This is a genomic window from Treponema sp. Marseille-Q4130 (assembly GCF_014334325.1).
Classification (GTDB): Bacteria; Spirochaetota; Spirochaetia; order Treponematales; family Treponemataceae; genus Treponema_D.
In genome coordinates, this window is sequence record NZ_JACSET010000002.1 from 182,104 (window position 1) to 206,344 (window position 24,241).

Annotated in this window: 24 protein-coding genes; 19 read left to right on the plus strand and 5 right to left on the minus strand. The window is 48.1% G+C overall.

Annotated elements, in window-relative coordinates:
* The first annotated feature begins 55 nt into the window (after positions 1–55).
* Positions 56–1,162, plus strand: a complete 1,107-nt coding sequence (gene pcnB, locus H9I36_RS02720) for a polynucleotide adenylyltransferase PcnB (RefSeq protein WP_187383857.1) — start codon at positions 56–58, stop codon at positions 1,160–1,162.
* Between the two features lie 44 nt (positions 1,163–1,206).
* Here the strand turns inward: pcnB and H9I36_RS02725 are convergent, their stop codons facing one another.
* Positions 1,207–2,115, minus strand: a complete 909-nt coding sequence (locus tag H9I36_RS02725; protein ID WP_187383858.1) for a hypothetical protein — start codon at positions 2,113–2,115, stop codon at positions 1,207–1,209.
* 21 nt (positions 2,116–2,136) lie between these two features.
* Complete coding sequence (locus H9I36_RS02730) at positions 2,137–3,339, minus strand: RluA family pseudouridine synthase (protein WP_187383859.1); 1,203 nt, start codon at positions 3,337–3,339, stop codon at positions 2,137–2,139.
* 49 nt (positions 3,340–3,388) lie between these two features.
* Here H9I36_RS02730 and trpS point away from each other — a divergent pair, with 49 nt between their 5' ends.
* From trpS to H9I36_RS02745, 3 genes are all read left to right on the plus strand, one after another.
* A complete protein-coding gene (gene trpS, locus H9I36_RS02735) occupies positions 3,389–4,483 on the plus strand; it encodes a tryptophan--tRNA ligase (protein WP_187383860.1) in 1,095 nt (364 codons plus the stop codon).
* Between the two features lie 7 nt (positions 4,484–4,490).
* Complete coding sequence (locus H9I36_RS02740; protein ID WP_187383861.1) at positions 4,491–5,252, plus strand: exodeoxyribonuclease III; 762 nt, start codon at positions 4,491–4,493, stop codon at positions 5,250–5,252.
* A 295-nt stretch (positions 5,253–5,547) separates the two neighbouring features.
* A complete protein-coding gene (locus tag H9I36_RS02745; RefSeq protein ID WP_187383862.1) occupies positions 5,548–6,072 on the plus strand; it encodes a nitroreductase in 525 nt (174 codons plus the stop codon).
* A 31-nt stretch (positions 6,073–6,103) separates the two neighbouring features.
* Here H9I36_RS02745 and H9I36_RS02750 read toward each other — a convergent pair whose 3' ends face one another.
* Positions 6,104–6,796, minus strand: coding sequence for a CPBP family intramembrane glutamic endopeptidase (locus H9I36_RS02750; protein WP_187383863.1), 693 nt, complete (start codon positions 6,794–6,796; stop codon positions 6,104–6,106).
* Between the two features lie 79 nt (positions 6,797–6,875).
* Between H9I36_RS02750 and H9I36_RS13015 the strand changes: the two genes are divergently transcribed.
* From H9I36_RS13015 to H9I36_RS02790, 8 genes are all read left to right on the plus strand, one after another.
* Positions 6,876–8,048, plus strand: coding sequence for a flagellar brake protein (locus H9I36_RS13015; protein ID WP_187383864.1), 1,173 nt, complete (start codon positions 6,876–6,878; stop codon positions 8,046–8,048).
* A gap of 32 nt (positions 8,049–8,080) precedes the next feature.
* Positions 8,081–9,256, plus strand: coding sequence for a hypothetical protein (locus H9I36_RS02760; RefSeq protein ID WP_187383865.1), 1,176 nt, complete (start codon positions 8,081–8,083; stop codon positions 9,254–9,256).
* A complete protein-coding gene (locus H9I36_RS02765) occupies positions 9,250–10,512 on the plus strand; it encodes a ComEC/Rec2 family competence protein (RefSeq protein ID WP_187383866.1) in 1,263 nt (420 codons plus the stop codon). The genes H9I36_RS02760 and H9I36_RS02765 overlap by 7 nt, the downstream gene beginning before the upstream one ends.
* A gap of 108 nt (positions 10,513–10,620) precedes the next feature.
* On the plus strand, positions 10,621–11,487 hold the full coding sequence (rsmA, locus tag H9I36_RS02770) for a 16S rRNA (adenine(1518)-N(6)/adenine(1519)-N(6))-dimethyltransferase RsmA (RefSeq protein ID WP_187383867.1): 867 nt from the start codon (positions 10,621–10,623) through the stop codon (positions 11,485–11,487).
* A 23-nt stretch (positions 11,488–11,510) separates the two neighbouring features.
* Positions 11,511–12,230 carry a YggS family pyridoxal phosphate-dependent enzyme gene (locus H9I36_RS02775; protein ID WP_187383868.1) on the plus strand — a complete coding sequence of 240 codons (720 nt, stop codon included), beginning with the start codon at positions 11,511–11,513 and terminating at the stop codon, positions 12,228–12,230.
* Positions 12,227–12,931, plus strand: a complete 705-nt coding sequence (locus H9I36_RS02780; RefSeq protein ID WP_187383869.1) for a hypothetical protein — start codon at positions 12,227–12,229, stop codon at positions 12,929–12,931. Before H9I36_RS02775 ends, H9I36_RS02780 begins: the two co-directional genes overlap by 4 nt.
* 2 nt (positions 12,932–12,933) lie before the next feature.
* Positions 12,934–13,932, plus strand: coding sequence for an RluA family pseudouridine synthase (locus H9I36_RS02785; RefSeq protein ID WP_187383870.1), 999 nt, complete (start codon positions 12,934–12,936; stop codon positions 13,930–13,932).
* Position 13,933: 1 nt separating this feature from the next.
* Positions 13,934–14,680: a pseudouridine synthase family protein gene (locus H9I36_RS02790; protein ID WP_187383871.1), complete on the plus strand. Its 747-nt coding sequence runs from the start codon at positions 13,934–13,936 to the stop codon at positions 14,678–14,680.
* A 97-nt stretch (positions 14,681–14,777) separates the two neighbouring features.
* Here H9I36_RS02790 and fic read toward each other — a convergent pair whose 3' ends face one another.
* Complete coding sequence (gene fic / locus H9I36_RS02795; protein WP_370586939.1) at positions 14,778–15,659, minus strand: protein adenylyltransferase Fic; 882 nt, start codon at positions 15,657–15,659, stop codon at positions 14,778–14,780.
* A 193-nt stretch (positions 15,660–15,852) separates the two neighbouring features.
* Here fic and deoC point away from each other — a divergent pair, with 193 nt between their 5' ends.
* The 7 genes from deoC to H9I36_RS02830 all read left to right on the plus strand — a co-directional run bounded on the left by deoC (position 15,853) and on the right by H9I36_RS02830 (position 23,373).
* Positions 15,853–16,509, plus strand: coding sequence for a deoxyribose-phosphate aldolase (gene deoC, locus H9I36_RS02800; protein ID WP_187383873.1), 657 nt, complete (start codon positions 15,853–15,855; stop codon positions 16,507–16,509).
* 30 nt (positions 16,510–16,539) lie between these two features.
* Positions 16,540–17,292: an SDR family NAD(P)-dependent oxidoreductase gene (locus H9I36_RS02805; RefSeq protein WP_187383874.1), complete on the plus strand. Its 753-nt coding sequence runs from the start codon at positions 16,540–16,542 to the stop codon at positions 17,290–17,292.
* Between the two features lie 57 nt (positions 17,293–17,349).
* Positions 17,350–18,876 (plus strand): FGGY-family carbohydrate kinase, encoded by a 1,527-nt coding sequence (locus H9I36_RS02810; RefSeq protein WP_187383875.1) that lies wholly within the window; start codon positions 17,350–17,352, stop codon positions 18,874–18,876.
* Positions 18,848–20,359: a sugar ABC transporter ATP-binding protein gene (locus H9I36_RS02815; protein ID WP_187383876.1), complete on the plus strand. Its 1,512-nt coding sequence runs from the start codon at positions 18,848–18,850 to the stop codon at positions 20,357–20,359. Before H9I36_RS02810 ends, H9I36_RS02815 begins: the two co-directional genes overlap by 29 nt.
* A 1-nt stretch (position 20,360) precedes the next feature.
* On the plus strand, positions 20,361–21,320 hold the full coding sequence (locus H9I36_RS02820) for an ABC transporter permease (protein ID WP_187383877.1): 960 nt from the start codon (positions 20,361–20,363) through the stop codon (positions 21,318–21,320).
* Positions 21,321–21,492: 172 nt separating this feature from the next.
* Positions 21,493–22,431 carry a substrate-binding domain-containing protein gene (locus tag H9I36_RS02825; protein ID WP_222864626.1) on the plus strand — a complete coding sequence of 313 codons (939 nt, stop codon included), beginning with the start codon at positions 21,493–21,495 and terminating at the stop codon, positions 22,429–22,431.
* Positions 22,432–22,569: 138 nt separating this feature from the next.
* A complete protein-coding gene (locus H9I36_RS02830) occupies positions 22,570–23,373 on the plus strand; it encodes a DeoR/GlpR family DNA-binding transcription regulator (RefSeq protein ID WP_187383878.1) in 804 nt (267 codons plus the stop codon).
* 333 nt (positions 23,374–23,706) lie between these two features.
* On the opposite strand, the gene H9I36_RS02835 is transcribed toward H9I36_RS02830, so the two are convergent.
* Positions 23,707–24,240 (minus strand): 3-isopropylmalate dehydratase small subunit, encoded by a 534-nt coding sequence (locus H9I36_RS02835; RefSeq protein WP_187383879.1) that lies wholly within the window; start codon positions 24,238–24,240, stop codon positions 23,707–23,709.
* Between the last annotated feature and the right edge of the window lies 1 nt (position 24,241).

Sequence of the window (24,241 nt, forward strand, 5' to 3'; positions counted from 1 at the left end):
CAATCGGATACGACGTATTGACGCGGACGGACTCATTCCTTATTATTAATTTATTGTGCTTATTCGCTATGGAACGGACGAACGGGGCAAACCCGTCAAAAAGGCTCTCATCTATACAAAACTTGAACACGGTATTTCAAAAGATAAAATCGACGCCGACGCGCTCAAGATAATCGAGCGGCTGCGCGGCGCGGGTTTCAGCGCGTACATCGTCGGAGGGGCGGTGCGCGATCTGATCGTCGGAAACGTTCCGAAAGATTTCGACATCGTCACCGATGCGACGCCGAATCGCATCAAAAGAATTTTCAGAAACGCGCGCATCATCGGGCGTCGTTTCCGGCTCGTACACGTCGTATTCGGGCCGAAAATCTTTGAAGTAAGCACGTTCCGCTCGACCGCCGACGGTTCGGTGGGAAACGAATTCGGTTCTATGGACGAAGACGTGAGGCGGCGCGATTTTACGCTCAATGCGCTGTACTACGATCCCGTAAAAGAGCAGGTCGTCGATTACGTCGGCGGCGTGCGCGATATCAAAAAGCATGTGCTCCGTCCGGTCATCGCGCTCGACCGCATATTCGTCGAAGATCCGGTGCGCATGCTGCGCGCGGTAAAGTATTCGGCGACGACGGGAGCGCGCATGCCTTTTTCGCTGAAATGCAAAATCCGAAAGAGCGCACATCTCCTCGAAACGGTGTCGGCGTCCCGCCTGACCGAAGAGCTTTTGAAAATCATCAACAGCGGGCGCGCGTACGATATCGTGCGCGAAGCGCTCGAAACCGACTTGTATATGTACTTGCAGCCCGCGGCAACTTCTCTCATGTACGAAAGCAAAGAGTTTGAAAGCGCCTATATGAAGCATTTGCAAGCGCTCGATGAATTGAGCGCATCCGACGCCGACGTGCGGCTCGGAAGGAAGCTCGTTTTTATCGTGCAGGATTTTATCGAAACGCTCACCGATTGGAAAAAAGAAGTCGCCCTTCGTACGCCTTCCGGAGAGCTTTACATACGCACGTGGAGCGAATGCCGGAAGTACGTGCTCCCGATGAATCCTCAGCGAACGGAGCTCGAATTCGCCGTACGCTCGGTACTGCAGACGCTCGGCGTTCCGATCCGCGCTGCAAAAAAACGGCGAAAGCCGGTCGGACACGGGGACGCTCAATAGTTTTTTATTAATTAATTTTTTTATAAAATAAATTTCCGACAGCCTTACCCAGGAGCGCGTTCGGTTACTTTGTCGATGATGATATTCGCTTCTTCGATAAAAGTGCCGGTCGTGCTTTCGACGGCGTCGATGATCGATTTTTGCAGTCCGTCGACGCGCTTTGTGAGCGGAAGCTCCGGTGCGGACTGGGCGTCCGAAGGAATGTCGATCGTGATCGTGAGCTTATAGCCGCGGCTGTCCGCCGCGATCGAAATTTTTTTGACGACGATGGCTCCGTCAAGGCCTGCGATGCATGAAACGGTGAGCCGTACGATCGCGGCTTCGGAAACGTGCAGACGGTTTTGCTTTGAAAATTCCGGCTGGACGATCGATTTTTCGACGACTTTATTATCCTTGCGAAGGAGCGAGAGGGGATTGAGCCGGTGAAAACGGAAGCGGATACCGCCTGAAAATATTTTCGGATCGAGCTTCCTCACTTCCGCCGCCGCAACGGGAATGACATGCTTGCCTTCGATTTGGCGCGACTTTACGGCGAGCGCAATTTCGTCTTCGGTCGAAATGTCTTCGATGCGGATTATCTTCGACGGTGGGGGCAGCTGCAATCGGGAGGCGATGCGCATAACCATTTTTTCGGACGTGCCGAGTATGAGGATGCGTCTGATATGGTGGCGTTTGATTTTTCGCGCGATTTCGTCGCGGTGTTCTTTGTCGTCGAAGAGTGCGACGCGGACGGCACCCAAAAACGACTGTTCGCTTTTTGCCGAATGTCCTGCGAGAATTTTATCGGCTTGAATGAGCAGACCGTCGTCGATGATGGCGCGAAGCCCGAAACGCGCGGCGACGAGCTTTGCCTTATAGCTTTTACCGGTGCCGCTTCCGCCGACGAGCGCGTATACGGTATCGGGTTTGAACGGCTGAATCAATTCGCTTACGACATTACGAAATATCCGCACTGCTTTGCCTTACATCCTTATCTACAGTATAAGCCACTTCCGCCAATTCGGCAATATTTTATCGTTGAACGATTCGAAAGCGTGCGGCAACGACGAGGTGATGACGGGCGGAAGACCGACGGGATTTTCGCCGATGCGCACTTCGTACGCGTGAAGAAAAAAAGTTCGGGCTTTGTCGATGCGGCTTCCTCCGTACGCCGTATCGCCTAAAAGCGGAAAACCGTGAAAAGCGGACTGGGCGCGGATTTGATGCATACGCCCCGTTTCGATTTCGTATTCGACGAGCGTTACGCTTCGTCCCTTGTACGATGCGCGGCAAAGGGGCTTCGCTTTTGTGATCGCGCGTTTTGCGCCGTGCATTGCGGCGAGCGAGTCCGATGCCGCGCCGTTTGCTGCGCACACGGTTTTGTCCGCTTGACCGCTTGCACGATTTTGCACGTCGCCCGTGCCGCTTGCGAGGTTTTGTACGTCGCCCGCACCGGCCGTACTGCCGGACACGACGCGCACGGTATAAAAGAGCGCTTTCGGCTCATCGTTTTTTTTAATAAAATCTTCCCACACGCATTCGCTTTCCATAGCACCATGGATGAGCGCGATGTATTTTTTTTGTATGCGATGCGCTTTAAGCTCTCTCGAAAACCATGCAGCTCCTTCAAGGCTCCACGAAAAAAAAAGGATGCCCGTCGTATTTTTGTCGAGGCGGTGGAGGGGGCCTGCGACAAAAGAGAGCGAGCGTTTTTCTTTCGGCACGGATGCATCGTAATAGACGGCGATTTTTTCGGCAATCGAATTTTTTCCTTGAACCGCCACACCGTACGGTTTGTCGATGACGAGAAAATGTTCGTTTGCAAAAATGACGGTGTAGGGCAGGGGGGCTGCTTTGTTCTCTCGCCGATTTTCGATCGGGTTATTTTCGCTGTCCGAAGTATTTTTATCGCCGGATAAAGTGGGTACGTGTTCGTGTGAATCTTTTTCGATATCGGTGCCGTATTTTTCGCTGCCGGAGGAGTTTTCGTTTTGCAGCAAAAACGATGCGATCGATATGACATCTCCGCTTTCGATGCGCGCATCGGGTTTTACGCGTCGAGCGTTGACGAGGATGAGGCCTTTGCGGAGGGCGCCGTACACGGAAGAAAGGTTTACGCCGTGCAAAAAGCGGCGGAGCACTCTGTCGACCCGTCTTCCGCCGTCGTCGCTTCCCGCAGCAAAATCCGTAAAATCCATAACCGACGACAGTATAGCTTACATCCGCGTGATGTGCTATATTCAAGCAATGAACGAACGCGATGAAATACAGTATGCCGACGAGAGCGGCACCTACGAAGCTTCTCTCGCCAAAAGCCGGGAAATCGAAAAAGATATTCAACTCAATCCGAAAAAATACCGCGTACTCACGGGCGACCGTCCGACGGGAAGGCTGCACATCGGGCACTATTTCGGCTCGCTTCAAAACCGCGTGCGGCTGCAAAATCTCGGCGTTCCGACTATGGTGCTGATCGCCGACTACCAAGTGCTCACCGATCACGACGCTTTCCGCGAAATCAGCCAAAATACGAAACAGCTCGTCATCGATTATCTCGCGGCGGGGATCAAACCGGGAAAAGATGTCGTCATCTATCCGCACAGCTGCGTACCCGAATGCAATCAGCTCATGCTGCCGTTTTTGACGCTCGTGTCGAACGCGGAACTTATGCGGAACCCGACGGTCAAAGAGGAAATACAGTCCGCCGGTATAAAAAACGTAAACGCCGGCATGTACACGTATCCCGTCCATCAGGCATGCGATATTCTCTTTTGTAAAGCGAACGTCGTTCCCGTCGGAAAGGATCAGCTTCCGCACCTCGAAATGACGCGCACGATCGCGCGGCGCTTCAACGACCGCTTTGCAAAAGACGCTCCCGTGTTTCCCGAACCCTATGCGCTCCTTTCGAAAACGCCGAATATCAAAGGGCTTGACGGCAGCCAAAAGATGAGCAAAAGTCGCGGCAATGCGATCATGCTGTGCGCGAGCGAAGACGAAACGGCGGCTTTGATACAAAAAGCGAAAACCGACGGCGAGCGGCGGATTACCTACGATCCGGTAAATCGTCCGGAAGTGGCGAACCTTTTGCAGCTCATTTCGCTGTGCACGGATGAAGCTCCCGAATCGATTGCCGAGCGTATCGGAGACGGCGGCGGAAAAATGCTTAAAAGCCTGCTCGCCGAAAGCCTCAACGAAAAACTCCGCCCGCTCCGCGCCGAGCGGAAAAAACTCGAAAAGGACGAAGCGTATATCAAAACTGTCCTCACCGACGGCATACGAAGTGCACGCGCTGTTGCGGAAAAAACGCTCGACGAAGTGCGGACGGTCATGAACATGGCGATATAGGGAAAGTATGAACATCATTTCGTGGAACGTAAACGGTATCCGCGCCGTTGAAAAAAAAGGATTTGTCGACTGGCTCGCCTCTTGCGGTGCCGATATCGTGTGCATTCAGGAAACGAAAGCAAAACCCGAACAGCTTTCGTCCGCTCTTTTGCAGCCCGATACCTACACGTCCTTTTTTGCATCGGCACAAAGGGCGGGCTACAGCGGCACGGCGCTCTATACGAAAAAAGCGCCCGACAAAGTCGAATACCTCGGAGATGCCGCCTACGACGAGGAAGGAAGGGTCGTGAGCGCATATTTCGGAAAACTCGTCGTCATAAGCGCGTATTTTCCGAACAGTCAAGACGGCGGCAAACGGCTCGAATACAAGCTCGGCTTTTGCGCTTCGATTTTAAACTATCTCGATACGCTCGTCAAAAAAGGTTTCGACGTCGTGCTGTGCGGCGACTACAATATCGCGCATAAACCGATCGATTTGGCAAACCCTAAAGCGAACGAAGGCAATGCGGGCTATCTTCCCGAAGAGCGGGCGTGGATGGACGAATTTACCTCGCGCGGCTATACGGATACGTTCCGAATGTTTTGCGCGGAACCCAAACGGTATACGTGGTGGAGTTACCGCTTTCACGCGAGGGAAAAAAATATCGGATGGAGAATCGATTATCAGTGCGTAAACGAAAGCTTTGCACCGCACGTAATATCGAGCGAGATTTTGAGCGACGTTACAGGAAGTGATCACTGTCCGATACGGCTCGAAGTCGACGCATAACCCCAACGCTTCCGAAGGTAGCGGTTTCGCTTTTTTACTCGTGCGGAGAAGTTAATATCGATAGAATATGGAGGTAGGATAAAAAGCGCCGTCTGAAATATCGTCGTCGCTTTTTATCTCGAGTTTGTGCGGATGTTTGCGAAGGATATGTACACATATCGTTTTTATGAAAATCGAATGAATACGATACAGTGTATTTTCGCAAACTCGAGTATTGAACGTGTGCGCTCTCGCGCACCGCTAAAAACTTTTTCGGAAGTTGCAACTTCCTGCAAAAGTTTTTATGGGAGGTACTATGAACGAAATCATCGATGCGATAAAAGCGCGGCGGAGTACAAAGAGCTTTAAAAGCGATGCCGTGTCGAAGGAAATCATCGCTCGCGTCATTGAAGCGGGACTCTATGCCGCGAGCGCGCAGGGAAAACAGGTGCCGATCATCGTCGCCGTGACAAATAAAAAACTCCGCGACCGATTGTCGGATATGAACCGCAAAGTCGGCGGTTGGGACGAGGGCTTCGATCCGTTTTACGGAGCGCCCGTCGTGCTCATCGTGCTTGCCGACAAAAACTGGCCGAACCGCGTCTACGACGGGAGCCTCGTTATCGGAAACATGATGCTCGCCGCACATGCGCTCAAAATCGGAAGCTGTTGGATCCACCGCGCGAAAGAAGAATTCGAAAGCGATGAAGGTAAAGCGATCTTAAAAGAGCTCGGTATTGAAGGCGAGTTCGAAGGGATCGGCCACTGCGTGTTGGGTGTGCCTGCAGCCGATCGAGAGATGCCGCCTCGAAGGACAGGCCGCGTATTCTATGCCGAATAAGGCGGTTGCAACCGGGCTTTCGGACAATACGTTATTGCATGTGGGCAAATAAAACCAGGGAGAGCATATTGTACGCAAAATGAGCAGCCGTATTTGTCCACAGTGTACCGCTTTTTTTGCAGCAGATGCGGAGTACGATGCCCGCAAAAAAAGCGTTTACGACCGACGGCAGACCGAGGTAGCGATGAGAGAGCGCAAACGCGGCGACGGAAAGCGTTTCGGAAATCTGCACGGTCGCTTGAGCGCGTTTTTTCCATTTTTTGCTTTTTAAAAAAACGTCTTTCAAAATTGCGCCGAGCGTTTCGGGGAGATAGAGACGGTAGATCGCTTCTTCATAAAACGAAGCGCACGCAAAATTGGCAATGCAAAAAAACGTTTCGGCAATCGACGACGGAAGCGCGGGATACAGGTTCGTTGTACCGCCCGAAAAACGCACAGCAAGTTCAACGACTGAAGCGATGACGCACAGAGAGCCGAACGAAGCGATGGCCCAGCCGGTCTGCACAAAGCGAAATGCATTGTGTTGTGTGCGTTCGGTCGAAGGCGGAAATGAAAAACGTACGAGCACAAATGCGAGCACCGCATAGCACAGCGGTTTAATCGGAAATGTCCACGAGGAAAATGCCCGCGCCGGAACCGAACCTGCGAAAAGCGGCGGGATGACAAAGAGGCATAGGGATGCGGCAAAGACGGCGTTCCGCCGCAGGTTTACAGGTGTTTCCATACGCTACACTATGAAAAGCTGTCGATTTGTGATATAATATGCAATATAATAAAAACAATTATATAATATTGAGGCTCTTGTGTATATCCTAAAAGTTATCGCCGCTCTTGCGGCCATTATCGTTGTTCTGACCTTCGCGCAGATGTATCGAAAAAAAATAAAATTTTTTTTGACCGGTTTCGATTCCCGTTTTTCGCTTTCGGAAATAAGCCTCTTGTGGCGTACTGCCGCCGTGTGCGGTCTTGACGATCCGCATTCGCTGTTTTGGTCAAAGCCTGCTCTTTCACGCTGTATCTCCGAAATCAAATCGAATGCGGAGAGAGCAAACGATCCGGGGATGCAGCATCTGCTCGCAAAGCTCTACGCATACCGCACTCATGTCGAAGCGGAAGCGTCGCAAAAACGCGGACTGACTTCGACCCATTCGCTCGAAAGCGGACTGCGCCTGAGGATTGTGCTTGCGGGAAGGGGCGTGTTTGCGGCCAAGATCGTCAACAACGCGCGTGAGCTGACGATAAGTTTTCCGACGCAAAACGGCCAGATGCCCGTCGAAAGCAAAGATTGGATCGGAAAATCGATAAGCGTGTACCTCTGGCGCACCGGCGATGCGCGCTATATTTTCGATACGACTGTGATCGGAAGCGGTGTGTTTTTCGGCAAAGCGGTGCTGTATCTCAAGCACACGGAAAAACTGCTGCGTACGCAAAAGCGGCATGCGGTACGCACAAAGTGCAATATGTATGCGAGTCTTTTTATTATTAAAGATAAAGTGATCGATTACAATATAGTCGAAACGCAGCCGGGCTACCGCTGCCTTATCGAAGATATTTCCGAATCGGGAGCTATGGTGAGAATCGGAGGAAAAGGCGTACCGAATATTCAGTTGAAACTGCAATTTACAATCGAAGGAAAATTGATAATCATGTTCGGCGTCGTACGCACGGTCGAATACAATAGCAACATCGACCAGTCGCGCCTTCACTTCGAATGCGTGCACGTCGAACCCCAGATGAAAAACCAAATTTTGAGTTTCGTGTATAATATCATGTCGCCCGAAGAGCGCAGAACATACGAGCTTCTTTCTGTTGTGGAAAATCTCGAAGATGCGGAGCACGGAGCGGAGATGCGGGACGATGCGGAAAAAGCCGAAGGGGCAGCCGGATCCGATACCGCCTTTGCCTATGAACTGTCCGATACGAAGATACCCGACACGACGGATGCATTGATCGCCGGTGCCGTCGGTAACGGATAGACTTGATCGTTTGTTTTATCAACGAGGTGAAAATGAACAGATGTTTTATAAGGACGATTATCGCGTTTGCATGCGCTTCCTGTTTTGCTTCTTCCGCTTCGCTTCGCATACGATTTGTCAAAGGCAATATCGCCGATAAAACGGCAGCCGTGCGCGAAAGTTCCGGAGAAGACGCTGTGTTTCTCTCAAAAGAAGCGATCGATTTTGCGCTCGAACACAAAGCGCTGCTCGGAAACGACCGCGATTTGGACGGACTTGCGCTTGCGGGTATTCTCGCGCTTCCCCCCGATTCGGTCGCTTCTCTCGACTACGGGGGGCGGGAAGCGCTTTCGGAAAAATTCGTAAAACTCTTTTCGCTTTTTTCGAGCGATACGGTGCGCATTGCCCTCCTCAATAAAATGCTCGCTCTCCGCGATTCTCTTCCTCCCGAACCCTGTGTCGCTCTTTTAAACGACTACCTCGCAAACGCTCAAGGCGCTGCCGGTGAAAACGGCGTCGTAAAAGCGGCCGTGCGTACACTGGGTGAAATCGGAGACAGCCGTTCGTTTTCCGTACTCTTTGCGTCCCGCCGACAGCAAAAGTGGCCGCAATACGGTAAAGATATCGACGATGCGATAGCGCTCCTGTCCGACAAATCGCTTCCGCAAGTGATCGCCATCATCCGCGAAGGAAACGTCAAAAGCGACATACGGCCGCTGTTCGATGTGCTCATCAAAAACGAAAAAATATCCGCAGCTTTTAAATCGGAAATCGCCGAAAATGTGCTGTCGGAGACGATATATATAGCGAACAACGCTTCGTCGATAACGAGGGAAACGGTAGGCCTGCAAGTCGATGCGCTCGACGTTATCGTAAAAAACAAGTGGACGCGTTCGGCTCCGGCAGTGCTTTCGTTTTTCGATCTCGCCGAGCGCGAATACAGCGCGGGCGTTATGACCGACGGCGAATTTGTCAAAACGATAAACGCCGTCGCTGACATAGCGCCGGTCGACGCTTCATCCCGCCTTGCGTCCCATCTCGCAGCGTTGAACAGACAAACCGAAAGCGGCGCAAAGGTGTCCGACACGATTGCGCTCGCTCTTATCGGCGCGCTCGGCAGGATCGGCAATAAATCGTCGTTCGACACGCTTTTGTACGTGACCTATGTCAGCTATCCCGAACCGGTGATTGCCGCAGCCCGCGACGCGCTCGCGAGGCTTAAATGGTGATAGGAAAAAGACTTAAACACCCTCTTTTTTGTGCGGCGATTATCTCATCCGTTTTGGCGTACGGCGGCATCGTTCCCGTTAAAAACCGTCACGCGTTCGCATCCCTCGTCCCGACACTCGATATCGTTTCGATGTACGGTACCGTCGTATCAAATCCCGTAAAATCGCAAAAGAGCGGCGCGTATTCGCTCGAATTTGCACCCGACTTCGTCGTATCGAAAGCCGGCGTAAAAAGTTCCGCGCGCGGGCACATGACGGTGTTTATCGACGAAAAAACGGTCGAAGCGTATTTTCCGGGAAAACTCTATTCGGCTTCTTACGGAAAGGGTGCCGTCCTGTGTGAAAGCGGCGCGCGGCTTTTCCTTTCGGGTGCGGCGGGGAAGCGCGGCGTTTTTTTCGTTTCAAAAGCCGAAAGCTTGGGCTGGAAAAGATCCTTTGTCGGAAATCTCTCGTATATCCGCGCGCTCTCGCGCCTTCAGTTTCGCCGTCTCATGTACGCGTGGGGCGGGGCGGGAGGGCTTTTGCTCGCCCTCCTTTCGGGTTCCCGTGAATACACCGACTCTGCGGTTTCGGACGCGTTTCGCAATGCAGGTCTTTCGCACATCCTCGCGCTTTCGGGAATGCACTTATCGCTCGTGTCGGGTATCGCACTTTTTGCGGGTATGAAGATTTTCGGAAAAACGAAATCGTATATTTTTCAATTCTGCGCCGTATCGCTTTTCGTGTGGTTTGCAGGTTTTTCGCCTTCTCTTTTGCGAGCGTTTTTATGCAGCGTACTGCTCCTTTTGTGTTCCGTGTGCGGCATCGCGGGGGCGGATACGGTTTTGATTTTGTGCGCGGCCTTTATCCTGCATGCCGCGATCGCGCCCGCTCATATTTTGAGCGCGGCTTTTATGCTTTCGTACGGAGCGCTTTTAGGCATTTTGCTTTTTTCGGAAACGCTCGACGTTTTTTTGATTCGAGCTCTGCCTAAAAAACTCTCCGCGCCTCTTGCCGCATCCCTCGGCGCACAGACGTTCACCGCTCCGGTGACGCTTTCGCTTTTCGGAACCTTTATGCCCGTCGGCATCGTTGCGACGGCACTCGTTTCGCCCCTTGTAACCGTGTTCGTCTATGCGGGCATTGTCTGTATTGCGCTTTCGCTTGCCCTGCCGTTTTTCGCGCCCTTTGCGGGAGCGGTGATGAATGCGATCTACGGACTTATAAAACTCCTCGTGCTTTTTTTCGCACGCGCCCCGTACGTGCGTATGGCGTAACGGGTACGGATGTCGTGCGGAACTTTGTAAAATACAGTAGTGAGGTGTACTTGCCTTGTTATGCAGGATTTACAAAAATCGCCGTTCGGGCTACTATGACTTTTGCGTATGACGATCCCTGACTACAATTCACCGGCAGCTCTCAAAGCTCTCCTCGATGCGAACGGCTTTTCGATGCAAAAAAAATTCGGACAAAATTTTCTCGTAAACGCACAGGCGCGTGAGCGGATCGTCCGTGCTCTCGAAATAGAGCGCGGTATGCGCGTATGGGAAATAGGGCCGGGACTCGGTTGCATGACAAAGCTTTTGCTCGATGAGGGCGTCCGCGTTAGGGCATTCGAAATCGACAAGGGATTTATAAAACTGCTTTCGGATTTTTTTAAGGCGGAAATCGAAGAGGGTGCGCTACGAATCGTTTCGGGCGATGCCGTAAAAACGTGGAAAAGCGCGTATGAGGATTCGGGGCTGCCTGCGAGATTTTTCGGTAATCTCCCGTATTCGATTGCGGCATCCCTCATCGCCGACACGATAGAGCACGGCGTAAGATTCGACAAGGCTGTCGTTACGGTACAAAAGGAAGTCGCCGATCGGATGACGGCAAAAGAAGGAGGGGACGAGCGCTCGTCTTTTTCGGTGCTGTGCCAGTGGGCGTACGACGTCAAAGGGCTTTCCGATTTGGCTTCCGGAAATTTTTGGCCGAAGCCGCACGTCGCCTCGCGCGCCGTCGTTATGACGAAAAAAAACGATTTTCCCGCGTGTGAAAATCCGTCTCTTTTTATAAAGATGCAGCGCGCTCTTTTTTCATCGCGCAGAAAAAATATCCGCAATAATTTAACGGCTTTTACCGGAAGCGCCGAAAGAGCCGAGCGTGCGCTTACACGCGCAGCTCTCGATCCTTCGCTCAGGGCGGAGACGCTGTCTCTTGCAGAACTTTTGCAGTTGTCCGATGCGCTCAATAGCGCTATACTTTCGTGAAGTGCGATAAAAAGAAGGCGGTTATGGATACGGAACGGATAGCGGAAAATCTCAAACGAGTCGTCGAATCGGTGCGGAACGCCGAACGGAAAGCTGGAAGAAAAGAGGGAAGCGTAAAGCTCCTCGCCGTAAGCAAATTTCATCCGGCGTCTTCCGTCATTGCGGCGATCGGAGCGGGACAGAACGCATTCGGCGAAAACCGTGTTCAGGAAGCATACGAAAAATTTAATAAAATTTATGAAGACTTTCCGTCTGCCGAACTGCACATCATCGGAACGCTGCAAAAAAACAAAGCCGCCCGCGCGGTGCGGATCGCCTCTTGCATAGAATCGGTCGACAGGCTCGGCATCATCGAAGAGCTCGAAAAACAGTGCGCGAAGATTGATAAATCGATCGATATTTTATTGGAATACCACACGGGGGAAGCGTCGAAGGCGGGCTTTCTTTCATACGAAAATATGTACGAAGCGCTTCGCTATTGTGCCGAAGGAAATGCGCCGCACATCGTACCGAAGGGTTTTATGACGATGGCGCCTTTTACCGACGACGAAATTGCCGTGAGGAAGTCCTTCGTTTCGCTCCGCGATGCTTCGGAAAAGCTGCAAAAAGAATTTCCCGCCTTCGATCTTACAACGCTTTCGATGGGAATGTCGGCGGATTATAAAATCGCGATCGAAGAGGGTTCTACCGAAGTGCGCATCGGAACGGCTATTTTCGGCGAGCGGGAGACGGCGGCGCTATGAGGCTTTGCGTAAGAAAATGCGCAGTCCTGCTTTTATTGTGCGTCATCGCTTTTCCGTGCCGTGCGAAAGAAGCGAAAGATACGACGCCTGTCCCGTATACGGACGATGAGTTTCCTCAATTTATGAAAGACTTGCGGAGGGCGGAAATCATTTCGTTCGGTGCGCTCCCCTTTGTGACGCTTACGTCGACGATCGTGTATTCGTCCGCACGCTATGCGCAGCACGGTTTCGATTCCGAGTATTTTCCGAATCCCTTTGCAAAAGCGTCGGCGAGCAACGGCTATTCGACGGCCGAACAGGCGGGTATTTTACTCACATCGGCGGGTATCAGCGTCGGCATCGGGCTTACCGACCTCCTCGTTTCGGTGATCAGGCGGAAGGCCGCAAAGAAAAAACTCGAGCGGAAAGAAAAAGCGCCCATCGTCGTCACGCCGATAGCCGAAGACGAAGATGCCGTCCGCATCGATATGCCGCCGAGAGAGGCACCGCCCGGCGGAACTCGGAGCGATACCGAGAATCCAGATGGAGAGGCGCAAAAAGCGTCGCAGGAAGGTGCGGACGCGGAAAACGATGCGAGCGGAGAATCTGAAAAATCGGATGCAGCGGAATTGAATACGCTGTCCGATAAAAAATCTGTAAGCGAGGCGGAAGGGCGATCGGCATTTTCTGAGCTTGCGCTCGAAACGCAAAGCGGAGACTAGCGGTGCCGTCTTTCAGCGTACAAGTTCCCGCCGATTTCCAGGGCAGCCTCCGGCTCGACAAATACATCGCCTCTCTTCCCGGCGGCATGAACCGCTCGAAATTGAAATCCTGTGCGATCGAAATCCTCGTAAACGGAAAAGAGCACAAGCTTTCGGCCGCCGTAAAAGCGCTCGATATCATCGATGTGCAATGGGACGATAATGTTCCCGACGACATAACACCGGAAAACATCGCGCTCAGTGTGCTGTATGAAGACGAAAACGTCGCCGTCATCGATAAAGCGCAGGGTATGGTAACGCACCCGGCGGCGGGCAATTGGACGGGTACGCTCGTAAACGCGCTTTTATACCGCTGGGGCAGATCTTCGATTTCCCGCATAAAAGATACGCCCCCGTCTCTTGCCGCATCTTCGAGGAGACCCGGCATCGTGCATCGGCTCGATAAAGATACGTCGGGACTCATCATTACGGCGAAAAACAGGGATGCCGAAGAGTGGCTCGGACAGCAGTTTGCCCGCCGCTTCGTGCAAAAAGAATACATCGCGATCGTAAAGGGAAGGCCGCCCGCTCTCGCAGGCGACATCAAAACGCAGATCATCCGCGATCCGAAAAACAGAAAGCGTTTTAAAGCCGCGACTCAGACGGAAGACGGAAAGAGCGCACGGACGATTTACCGCTGCATCGCCTCTTACGGAAACTATTCGCTTATGCGCCTGCGTCTCAAAACGGGGCGCACGCATCAAATACGGGTACACATGAAATACATCGGCTGTCCGATTTTGGGAGATGCGGTTTACGGAAAAAAAGACGACCTTTTTCCCGAAGCTCGCCTCATGCTCCACGCAAAAAAATTGACGATACGTTTGCCGGGTAAAAAAAAGTTTTCGACGTTCCGCTCGGCCGTTCCCGATCGCTTTCGAAGGACGCTTTCTTCTCTCAAAAAAAAATATCCGAAAGAAGTACCCGTGTGGGGAAAAAATCATGCAAAGAAAAAGAGATGACATGCCGATCTCACGGATCGACGTGATTCGCGAAGCGTCTGCCGATTCGCCTTTTTTAATAATCAAAAAACCGCACGGCACGGCATCCTCTCCGCTTTTCGAAGGAGAAAAAAACTGCGCCCTAACGCTTGCCGCAACCCTCTTTCCCGAACTGCAAAAGGTTAAAGGCAAAAAGCCGTACGAATACGGTTTGATTCACCGGCTCGACACGCAGGCATCGGGACTTTTGCTCATCGCGGCGACGGACGAAGCGTATGCGTTTTTTTCCGAGGCGCAAAAAAAGGGCGATTTTATAAAGACATACCGTGCGCTTTGCAGCGACGACGAGGGGAATGCGATAAAGCTCGGCGGATTTCCGAAAATCGCTTCGGTGCGTCCGTTGAAAGAAGAAGATGAGTTTTCCGCATCGTCTTATTTTCGCGCATACGGAAAAGGGAGAAAAAGCGTGAGACCCGTTACCGAAGATTCGAACGAAGCGGCGTTGAAAAAAAAAGGAAGGGCGCTCTATACGACGCATATAAAAATCGCCGAGCGGACGGCGGAGGGCATCATTGCGCAGTGTTCGATCGCAAAGGGCTTTCGCCATCAAGTGCGCTGCCATCTTGCGTGGAACGGACTTCCCGTCGTCGGAGACGAACTGTATAACGCAGGCTTCGGAGGCGAAGCGCTCGAGTTCGAATGCGTCGCCCTTGAGTTTACAAATCCCGTGACGGGAGAGCGGGTGAGGGTGGGTACCGATTTTTTTTAGGTCGAATGTCGAGAGTTGCGAATAAAACTGCAAGACGTATCACTAATCGATATCTCCGAGTAGCCGATACCGACTTATAAAAACGGAATCGCATCGTCTACTCCGCCTCTTCATAATAATATGAATAGTCGATGCCTTTCATAAATATTTCCCTGTCAGCGATTTTGTCGGTCAGGGCGTTTTGCAATAAAGACTTTATTTTGCTTGAATCGGTTACACTTTCCGCCATAGCTTCCAAATATTCTTTTTTATTGATTTTACTCCAGTCGACGCATCTTTTTAGAGCGCGTTTTAACATCAAGTCGAGCCATATCCTCGTCGTTCTTCCGTTGCCCTCGCGAAACGGATGTGCGATATTCATTTCGATATATTTGTCGGCAATCTGTTCGAATGTTGAATCGCTCATTTTTTCTATGCCGTCTAAAGTTTGCGGAAGGAATTCCGCAGCGGCAAATTTAAATCCGCCTTTTGAAATATTCACTGTCCGTATTTTTCCTGCAAACTCGTAAAGTCCGCCGAACAGGTATGCGTGAATTTGCTTGAGTCCGTTTACCGTTCCGATTTCTATGCTGTCGAAAAGCGAGCTTTCAAAAAGGGCATAGGCTTTTGTTTTGCTTTTGCCGTCGAGCGTTTCATCGCTGTAGGTAAACCACTGAATGAAGGGGGCGGATTTGTTATTGGGAAAATTTTTTGCAAGCTCTATTACTTGATTATAGTCCATCACATCCGATTTATATTTTTTCCCATCGGCAGCGGTCAATTTCAGTTGGGTAGCAGTACTAACCAACTCAGAATTTTCTTTTTTCAGTTTTGCTTTGAGGTATTTCCAGTAGTTACGGTTCTTTTCATATTCGCTCTGTTCGTTTAAAACTCCGACAATATCAAGTACGCTGAACCACCATTTGGAATTTTTTTCATCCCAGACGGCACGCACTTCCTTATTATTGAAAAAGCGGATAGATATTTTATTTGTGCTCACGAAAAACATGATAGCATGATTTTTGAAAACAAGCTATTGAAATGTGCAAAGGGGAAAATCGGTTTTGTTTTATATTTTTATAAAATATTTAAATTTTATTTGACATATTCAAAAAACCGTGCTTAAATATAAATATAAACTAAATGAATTGTGGAAATTTATCATTTGTTTATTATTTTACAAGGAGGCTTGTATGAGTAATCCGGCACTTAACTCCATAATAGACCACACGTTACTAAAACCCGATGCAACGGAAGACGCTATCGTTAAGTTGTGTTCGGAAGCAAGGGAATATGCGTTTCATTCCGTGTGCGTAAATTCTACGTGGGTCAAATTATGTGCGAAGGAACTCCGGGATTCCGCTGTAAAAGTATGTACCGTTATAGGCTTTCCGCTGGGGGCGATGTCGACATTCGGAAAAGAAAATGAAACAAAGCAGGCAATCGATGACGGAGTACAAGAAGTCGACATGGTGCTCAATATAGGTGCGCTCAAATCGGAATTGTACGAAAAAGCTGCAAATGATATTCGGACCATCGTCAAAATTTGCAACGGTAACATTCTTACGAAAGTTATTTTGGAAATGTGTTTATTGACGGAAAAAGAAAAAAAGCTTGCCATTCAAATGTGTATCGATGAAGGCGCCGATTTTGTAAAAACGTCGACGGGATTCAGTTCAGGCGGAGCTACCGTTGAAGACGTAAAATTGATGCGCGCTATGGTCGGTACGAAACTCGGTGTAAAAGCTTCCGGAGGTATTCGCTCAAAAGCCGATGCCGAAAAGATGGTACAAGCAGGGGCAAATCGTTTGGGCACAAGTGCCGGAATCAAAATCGTAACGGAAGCATGATACGTGATCACGCCAAATAAGGAGTCAAAAGTGAAAAACAGATTTGAAGGTAAAGTTGCCGTCATTACCGGATCGGCACGAGGGATGGGAAAAGAAACCGCCAAACGGATGGCTATGGAAGGAGCCTCTATCGTACTGACCGATATAGATAAACTTGCAATAGAAAAAACGGCTGAAGAATTCAAAACGGCCGGATATGATTTTATTTCCGTGCTTTGTGATATATCAAAGCGTAGTCAAGTAGACAATCTCATAAATGAAGTGGTAAAAGCATTCGGGAAAATAGATATCCTTATCAATAATGCGGGATTGTTATTGACTGCACCTATTGAAGAGACAACGGATGAGATCATAGAAAAAACACTGGACATAAACGTAAAAGGTGTTTTATACGCAATACGCGCGGTAACGCCTATCATGAAAAAGCAAAATTACGGACGGATCGTCAATGTTTCGTCTATAACCGGTAAAAACGGCGATAATTCGACAACCTTCGTTTACGGTGCATCAAAGGGTGCGGTTTTGACAATAACCCGTTCCGTCGCGCGTCAATTGGGTCCTTACGGAATAACATGTAACGGCATAGCCCCTCATGCCGTTATGACTGAAATGATGAGCTATTGGACGGAAGAAAAAAAAGCTGCAATGGCGGCTAAAATACCGATACGAAGACTCGGAACCGAAAGCGACATGGCCGCTTTAATGTGTTTTTTGGCTTCGGACGATTCGGGTTTTATAACCGGAGAAACCGTCAATATCAACGGCGGATACTATATGGATTAAAACAAGAGCGTTCTTGTTTTATCGACAATCTGAAAATCTGTAACAAGGAAGCTGAAAATGAATAATTCGAAGATTTTTCTATGCGCAGATTTCGGAACGCAAGGTGTACGAGTCGGCTTTATCGATGAAAAGGGCATGCTTATTTCCGTTGCCGAAGAAGCTTATCCTTTGTTATATCCCTGTGTCGGTTGCGTAGAACAAAACACTGAAGATTGGTTTGCGGCTTTTGTCCGTGCGCAAAAAAAAGCCGCTCGGCAGCTGAGCGAAAACCAAAAGAAAGCCGTTGCATCCGTTTGTATCTGTGCCACATCGAGTACCGTTATCCCTATCGACAAGCAAGGTAAGCCTTTGGCGAATGCCGTAATGTGGATGGACTGCAGGGCTTCGAAACAGGCGGATAGGATCAATGCGACGAAAGATGAAGTTTTAAAATTTTGCGGAGGCGAAAGCTCTGCAGAATGGCTGATAGCGAAAGTTCTTTGGATAAAAGAAAACAAGCCTGAGCTTTATAAACAAACATGGAAATTTGTGGAGCAGCTCGATTGGATAAATTATCTTTTAACGGATAAACTTGCAGCTTCGGAATGCAATGCCGTATGCAAAGGTCACTATGTTTCAAAGTTCGGCGGATGGAAAAACGATTTTTTTGATTCGATAGGCTTTGCCGACTATACTGAAAAAATAATAACGGAAATCTATCCCGTCGGATCCGTCGTCGGCTATATTTCAAAAAAAGCTTCAAAAGAGACGGGTATACCGGAAGGAATCCCGGTTTATGAAGGCGGTATAGACGCTTATTTGGGAATGTTGGGCTTAGGTGTCGTAGATGAAAATTCTTTAGCGGCTATACTCGGAACAAGTTTTGTGCATCTTTGTTTTTCAAAAAAAGAAATACATATGCCGGGAATCTGGGGACCGTATTGCAATGCGCTCATCAAGGATTTCTATGTAATAGAAGGCGGACAAATATCTGCCGGTTCCGTCATAAAGTGGTTCAGAAATTTAACAGCCAATGACTCGGAATTGACGATGGAAACCTTAGCAAATGAAGCAGCTCTTTCCGGTATCGGCGCGAAAGGGCTTGTCGCTCTCGATTTTTTTCAAGGGAATCGAACGCCGTATAAAAACCCTTACCTTTCGGGGCAAATCCGCGGGTTGCGCTTGGCTCATACGAGAGGCGACATATACAGAGCGTTGATGGAATCGGTGGGCTACGGTACGAAAAATATCATAGACACGATGGAAAAGGGCGGCGTAAACATACAAAAGATCGTGGCGTGCGGCGGCGTAACAAAAGACCCCCTTTGGCTTTCCATACTTGCCGATATCTGTCAAAGACCGATTTCACTGGTCAATACGAGTTCGTATGCGGGAATCATGGGCTGTGCGCTTGTATCGGCAGTATCGGAAAGAGTATACGAAAACCATACCGCCGCCGCAAAAACCATGATACACGAAACCTCTTGCGTACGGCCCGATGCCGCATCCGGATCCGAATATGAAAAAATATTTGCACGCTATATTTCGTATTGCATGGAAGAGATAGAAGAAAAAAATGAACAAAAGGATTCTTATGGAAAATAAAATTCTTCGAATGGAAGGCATTTCTAAATCGTTTCCGGGCGTAAAAGCGTTGTCGGATGTCGACTTTTCCGTCGATCGGGGAGAAGTACGGTGTTTGATCGGCGCAAACGGCGCGGGAAAGTCAACCTTAATGAAAATTCTATCCGGCGCATGTCAGCGAGACAGCGGAAAAATTTTTATTAACGGTAAAGAAATGCACGTACTCAATACGCAAAACGCAATACAAGCGGGGGTCGCCGTAATATACCAGGAGCTGTCTCTCATAGATTCTCTGACGGTAGCGGAAAATATCTTTCTTAACAATTATAAAAATGTAAAAAATGGGATGATGCTCAATTGGAATGCGATGAATAAGAAAGCGATAGCGTTATTGCAGGAATTCAACATCTCCGTTTCGCCGGCAACTTTGGCAGGCGACTTGACGATCGGGCACAGACAGCTTATCGAAATACTGAAAGCCGTTGCCCGCGATGCGAAGATAATCGTCATGGATGAACCGTCCGCTACGCTTTCAAAAGACGAATATAAATCGCTGCTGCGGATTATCGCTGCATTAAAACAAAAAAAGATAACCATCATTTATATTTCTCATAGGCTTGAAGAACTATTCGATGTCGGCGATTCCGTCACGATACTTTTAGACGGAACACATATAGCTACGGTATCGATGCAGGATATAACGCAAGAAGAAATCGTCAGGTTGATGATCGGTCACGAGATTAAGACGTTTTTCCGCAAAGAAAAAACACAGAGTAAAGAGACGGCATTGGAATTGCACGATGTAACGACAAAAGCGATTTCACAGGTCAATCTGAAAATTAACAAATCGGAAATACACGGTATTTACGGACTCGTCGGGTCGGGAAGAACGGAAGTATTGCATTCGATTTTCGGTATAGATCCGATTCTATCCGGCGAAATTATATATAAAAATAAAAAAATGCATAATAAAAATCCTTATAGTGCGATCAAAAAAGGAATCGGTTTGGTTCCCGAAAACAGAAAAAAACAAGGCCTTGTTTTAGGATTGCCGGTATGGGAAAACGCATCGTTGGCGGGCATAAAAAAATTTCTGCGTTTCGGTTTTATTCAATATAAACGGATTTATGCGGAAACCGAACAATACGTAAAAAAACTCTCGATTAAGACGCCCGGCATAGCCAATGAAGTTATCACGCTATCCGGCGGCAATCAGCAAAAAGTCGTCCTTTCGAAATGGCTTATAAAACAATGCGATCTTCTGCTGGTTGACGAACCGACGCAGGGCATCGATATCGGAGCAAAAGCCGAATTGTACGAAATATTGGAAGATTTATCGGATAAAGGAAAAACGATAATTATCGTTTCTTCGGAATTGAATGAATTATTGTCGGTTGCTTCTGCCATCAGCGTCATGTATGAAGGCAAGTTGATAAAAACTTTTTCGGCACATGAACTGGATGCGACAAAAATACAGGAATGCGCTATCACCGGGAGGATATAAAATGAATACGTTAAAAAAAATCAGTTTGGTTGATTTTATTAAAAAATACAATTTGTTTATGCTGCTTTTATTTTTTGTCCTTATTGCCGTTATCCTGAGTCCCAGATTTTTAACATGGCAAAATTTCTTTAACTTGTTACAGCAATCGGCAGTCGGGGGGATCGTCGCCGTCGGTATGACCTTTGTAATCATAACGGGAGGCATTGATCTTTCCGTCGGTTCAAATGTCGCACTAGCCGGAATGATTTCATCGATTTTAGCAAAAGATCTGGGCTGTTCCACTTTCGTATCCATGTTTGCAGCTATTGCACTCGGTGCGTTCACCGGCTTTATAACAGGATCCATTATTACGCGTTTCAATTTACCCGATTATATCGCTTCTATGGCGATGATGATCAGCCTTAGGGGAGTTGCACTGTTATTAACGAACGGAAAACCGGTTTTCGGATTGAGCGATTCTTTCAGGTTTTTAGGCAGCGGTTTTTTATTCGATACGATTCCCATCAGCGGTATAATTTGGATTATCATAACCTGTACCGCGGCTTTTTTCTTAAAGTATACGCCGTTGGGAAGAAGTTTTTATGCGATCGGCGGAAATAATACTGCGGCATGGTTATCCGGTATTTTAATAAAACGAAATAAAACCGTTGCATATATACTTTCGGGTTTACTCGCCGCTTTTGCCGGTGTAATGTTGGCGTCATGGTTATCGACCGGGCAGCCGAATGCCGGCAGCGGTATAGAAACGGATGCGATAGCATCTACCGTTATCGGAGGTGCAAGTCTTGCCGGAGGTATAGGAGGAGTATGGGGAACATTCGGAGGCGTTTTCCTTTTAAGCATTATTACAAACATATTAAATCTTGTAGGAGTTCCTTCGTATTTTCAGCAAATCGTAAAAGGTGCAATTATACTTGCCGCACTGATCGGAAATAATTTTATAACAAGGAAAAAAACATAAAACCGCTGTAAGGGGAGTACGTCCGAGACGCTTTGCGTCGCAAGTCGTCTCGGTTCCGTATGACAGCGATACGGAAATCCAAAAAACGGTAAACAAGGAGGAAAAAAACTGAACTATAAAATCGTATGATTTTATAAGGAACAATGACAGCCAAACATCTTCGGAGGATGGTATGAAGAAAATGTGTATGGTTTTACTATTTGCAGCAACGCTTACGATGTCTGCATTTAGTGCAAAAAGAAAAGAATCGATCGGTTTTTCACAATGCATTTTGGATTCTCCTTTTTATGTAGCGTTGATGGATGCGGCTAAAGAGGCCGCGGTATCGCACAATATCGACTTTATCTATCTGGATGCCCAAAATAATATTCAAAAGCAGAATAACGATATTCTCGATTTGATAAACCGCGGCGTCAGCGCATTGATCATTAATCCTGTCGATCCGGACGGCGTAAAACCGGCTTTGGAAAGAGCCAGAAGAGCGGGTATCCCCGTTATCACTGTCGATCGTCCCGTAAATGATAAAGTCGATTGTTTTATCGGAAGAGATAATCGAACGATGGGTAAACTGGCCGGCGAGTTGGCGGTAAATTTATTAGGCGGGAAAGGCAAAGCAAAAGGCAAGATTTTGGAGCTGCAAGGAGATGCCGGAGGTTCGGTAATGATGGCGCGTCGTGACGGATTTCATACCGCCGTCGATAAAGAGAATATAACCGTTATACAATCGCCGTATTGCAATTATATCCGTGCAAATGCAGTCAAAGCCGCTCAAGATATCATACAAGCTCATCCCGACATCGACCTCATCTATGCGCATAATGACGATATGGCGCTCGGCGGCTTACAAGTATTTGAACAGGCAAAGAAAAAAGTATACGTTGTAGGCGTAGACGGTTTAATGGAAGCCGTCAAAGCTATCATCGACGGGCGTTATAACGGTACGGCTATGAACGATCCCGCCGTCTTGGGGCGAAAAGCAGTTGAAACGGCCATCAAGCTTAAAAACAAGGAAAAAGTACCCGAATATATCGATGGAGGAACAAACCTTATCGATAAATCCAACGCAAAAACATTTTATAATGAAAAAAATTCTTTTGCAGTAATGAAATAACTTTTAAAGCGGTATATTTTGACGATCCGTTGAAATATGCCGCTTTTACCGCGCATACTGAAATCATCCGGATATTTTGTAAAGATTCTTGAAATTATTTTTTAATGCGATTATGATACGATATCGAGGAAAGCTTTTTTGAGTAAATTTGATAATAAAAAAGATAAATTATTGGAACTGATAAAGCAAGAAAAGGTTATTTTATTAAATAAATTGGCAAGTATTCTTGATGTTTCCTATATGACGGCAAAGAAATACGTTTCTTTTCTAGAAGATGAAAAACTCGTATCGCTTGTCAACGGTGTTGTCGTATACAATGCCGGAAACATTCAAAATGCCGCATATAATTATTCTGTAATATCAGCGGAAAAGATACATCGTGCGGAAAAAGAAAGTATAGGAAAAAGAGCGGCAAGCTTGATTTCCGATAATGACAGCATCATACTTGATACGGGGTCGACGTGCAGTTTTATTGCGCAAAACCTGCCTAGTAACATAAAGTTAACGATTTTATGTTATACGTTGAATACGCTTATGCATGTATGGAATAGGGCGAACAGTACTATCGTTTTTGCTGGAGGTTACTTTCATAAAAATTCAAAGATGTTTGAAAGTGCGGAGGCCATATCTTTGATTAATCGAAGCCGCGCAACAAAAGCTTTTATTGCGGCAAGCGGAGTCAGTTTAGACCTTGGGATTACGTGTGAAAATAATTATGAATTTTCGACAAAACGAGCCGTGATAAATTCGGCACAACAAAAAATTCTCGTTGCAGACAGTTTTAAATTCGGTTTAGTGCGTTCGGTATATTTTGCAAAAATTTCGGAGTTCGATATGGTAATCACGGACAGCGGCATTCCAAATGAATACCGCGAGTATTTTGCTGAAAATAATATCCCGATGATTATATGTAAAGATCCCATTTCCGAAGCCGTATCCTGAGGGTGCTGATTGACATTTTGAATATAAATGAATATATCTGAAACAGAGGCGTAAAACGGCAAAGACAATTACCGTTCGTATAGATGACAGTACATATAATATTTTCAAACCGGCTGCTGCCGGGCAGAAAAGAACAATCTCAAATTATCTGGAATATGCAACGCTTAATTACACTATGAATGAGATACTTGTCGATGATATGGGAATGAAATACTCAAGTATGAGAAAGATATTAAAAAAGGTTTATCCGATATTACGTGAAAATCCCTATAGGATAACATTCATATTATAATAATTCGCACGGCGGCCTGTCCGTGCGAATTTAAAAACGCATCAATATTTTTTATCCGCGTAACCGATCCACCCGTCGTTTTCGACGAGCGTCTTTGCAAAACTGTCGAGCGTAAACGGATAGCTTTTGGAAAGGCTTCCTGCGATCAGCTTTACCTTTGCGCTGCCGTCGTCGTTTTGCACGATTTTGCATTCGGCGTCTTTATCCGAAAATGTGCGGAATATATCGTCTATCGATTTTTTATCGAGTTCGATCGCCATCATGCCGCAGTTGAACATGTTTTGCCGGAATATGCGCGCGAAGTTTACCGCAATGACGACGGAAATGCCGTTCACTTCGAGCGCCCACGGAGCGTGTTCGCGCGAAGAGCCGCAGCCGAAATTTTCCCGCGTGATGATGACGCGCTTGCCTGCGATATCCGTTTTCGGATTAAAACCGTCGAGTTTTAAATCTTCGAGCAGATAGGGCTTGAGCGCCTGTTTTGAAATCTCGGTAAGATACTTCGCCGGAATGATTTCGTCGGTGTTGATGTCGGAGCGGTCGAGAAAGAGCACGCTCCCTCCGAATTGTTTCACC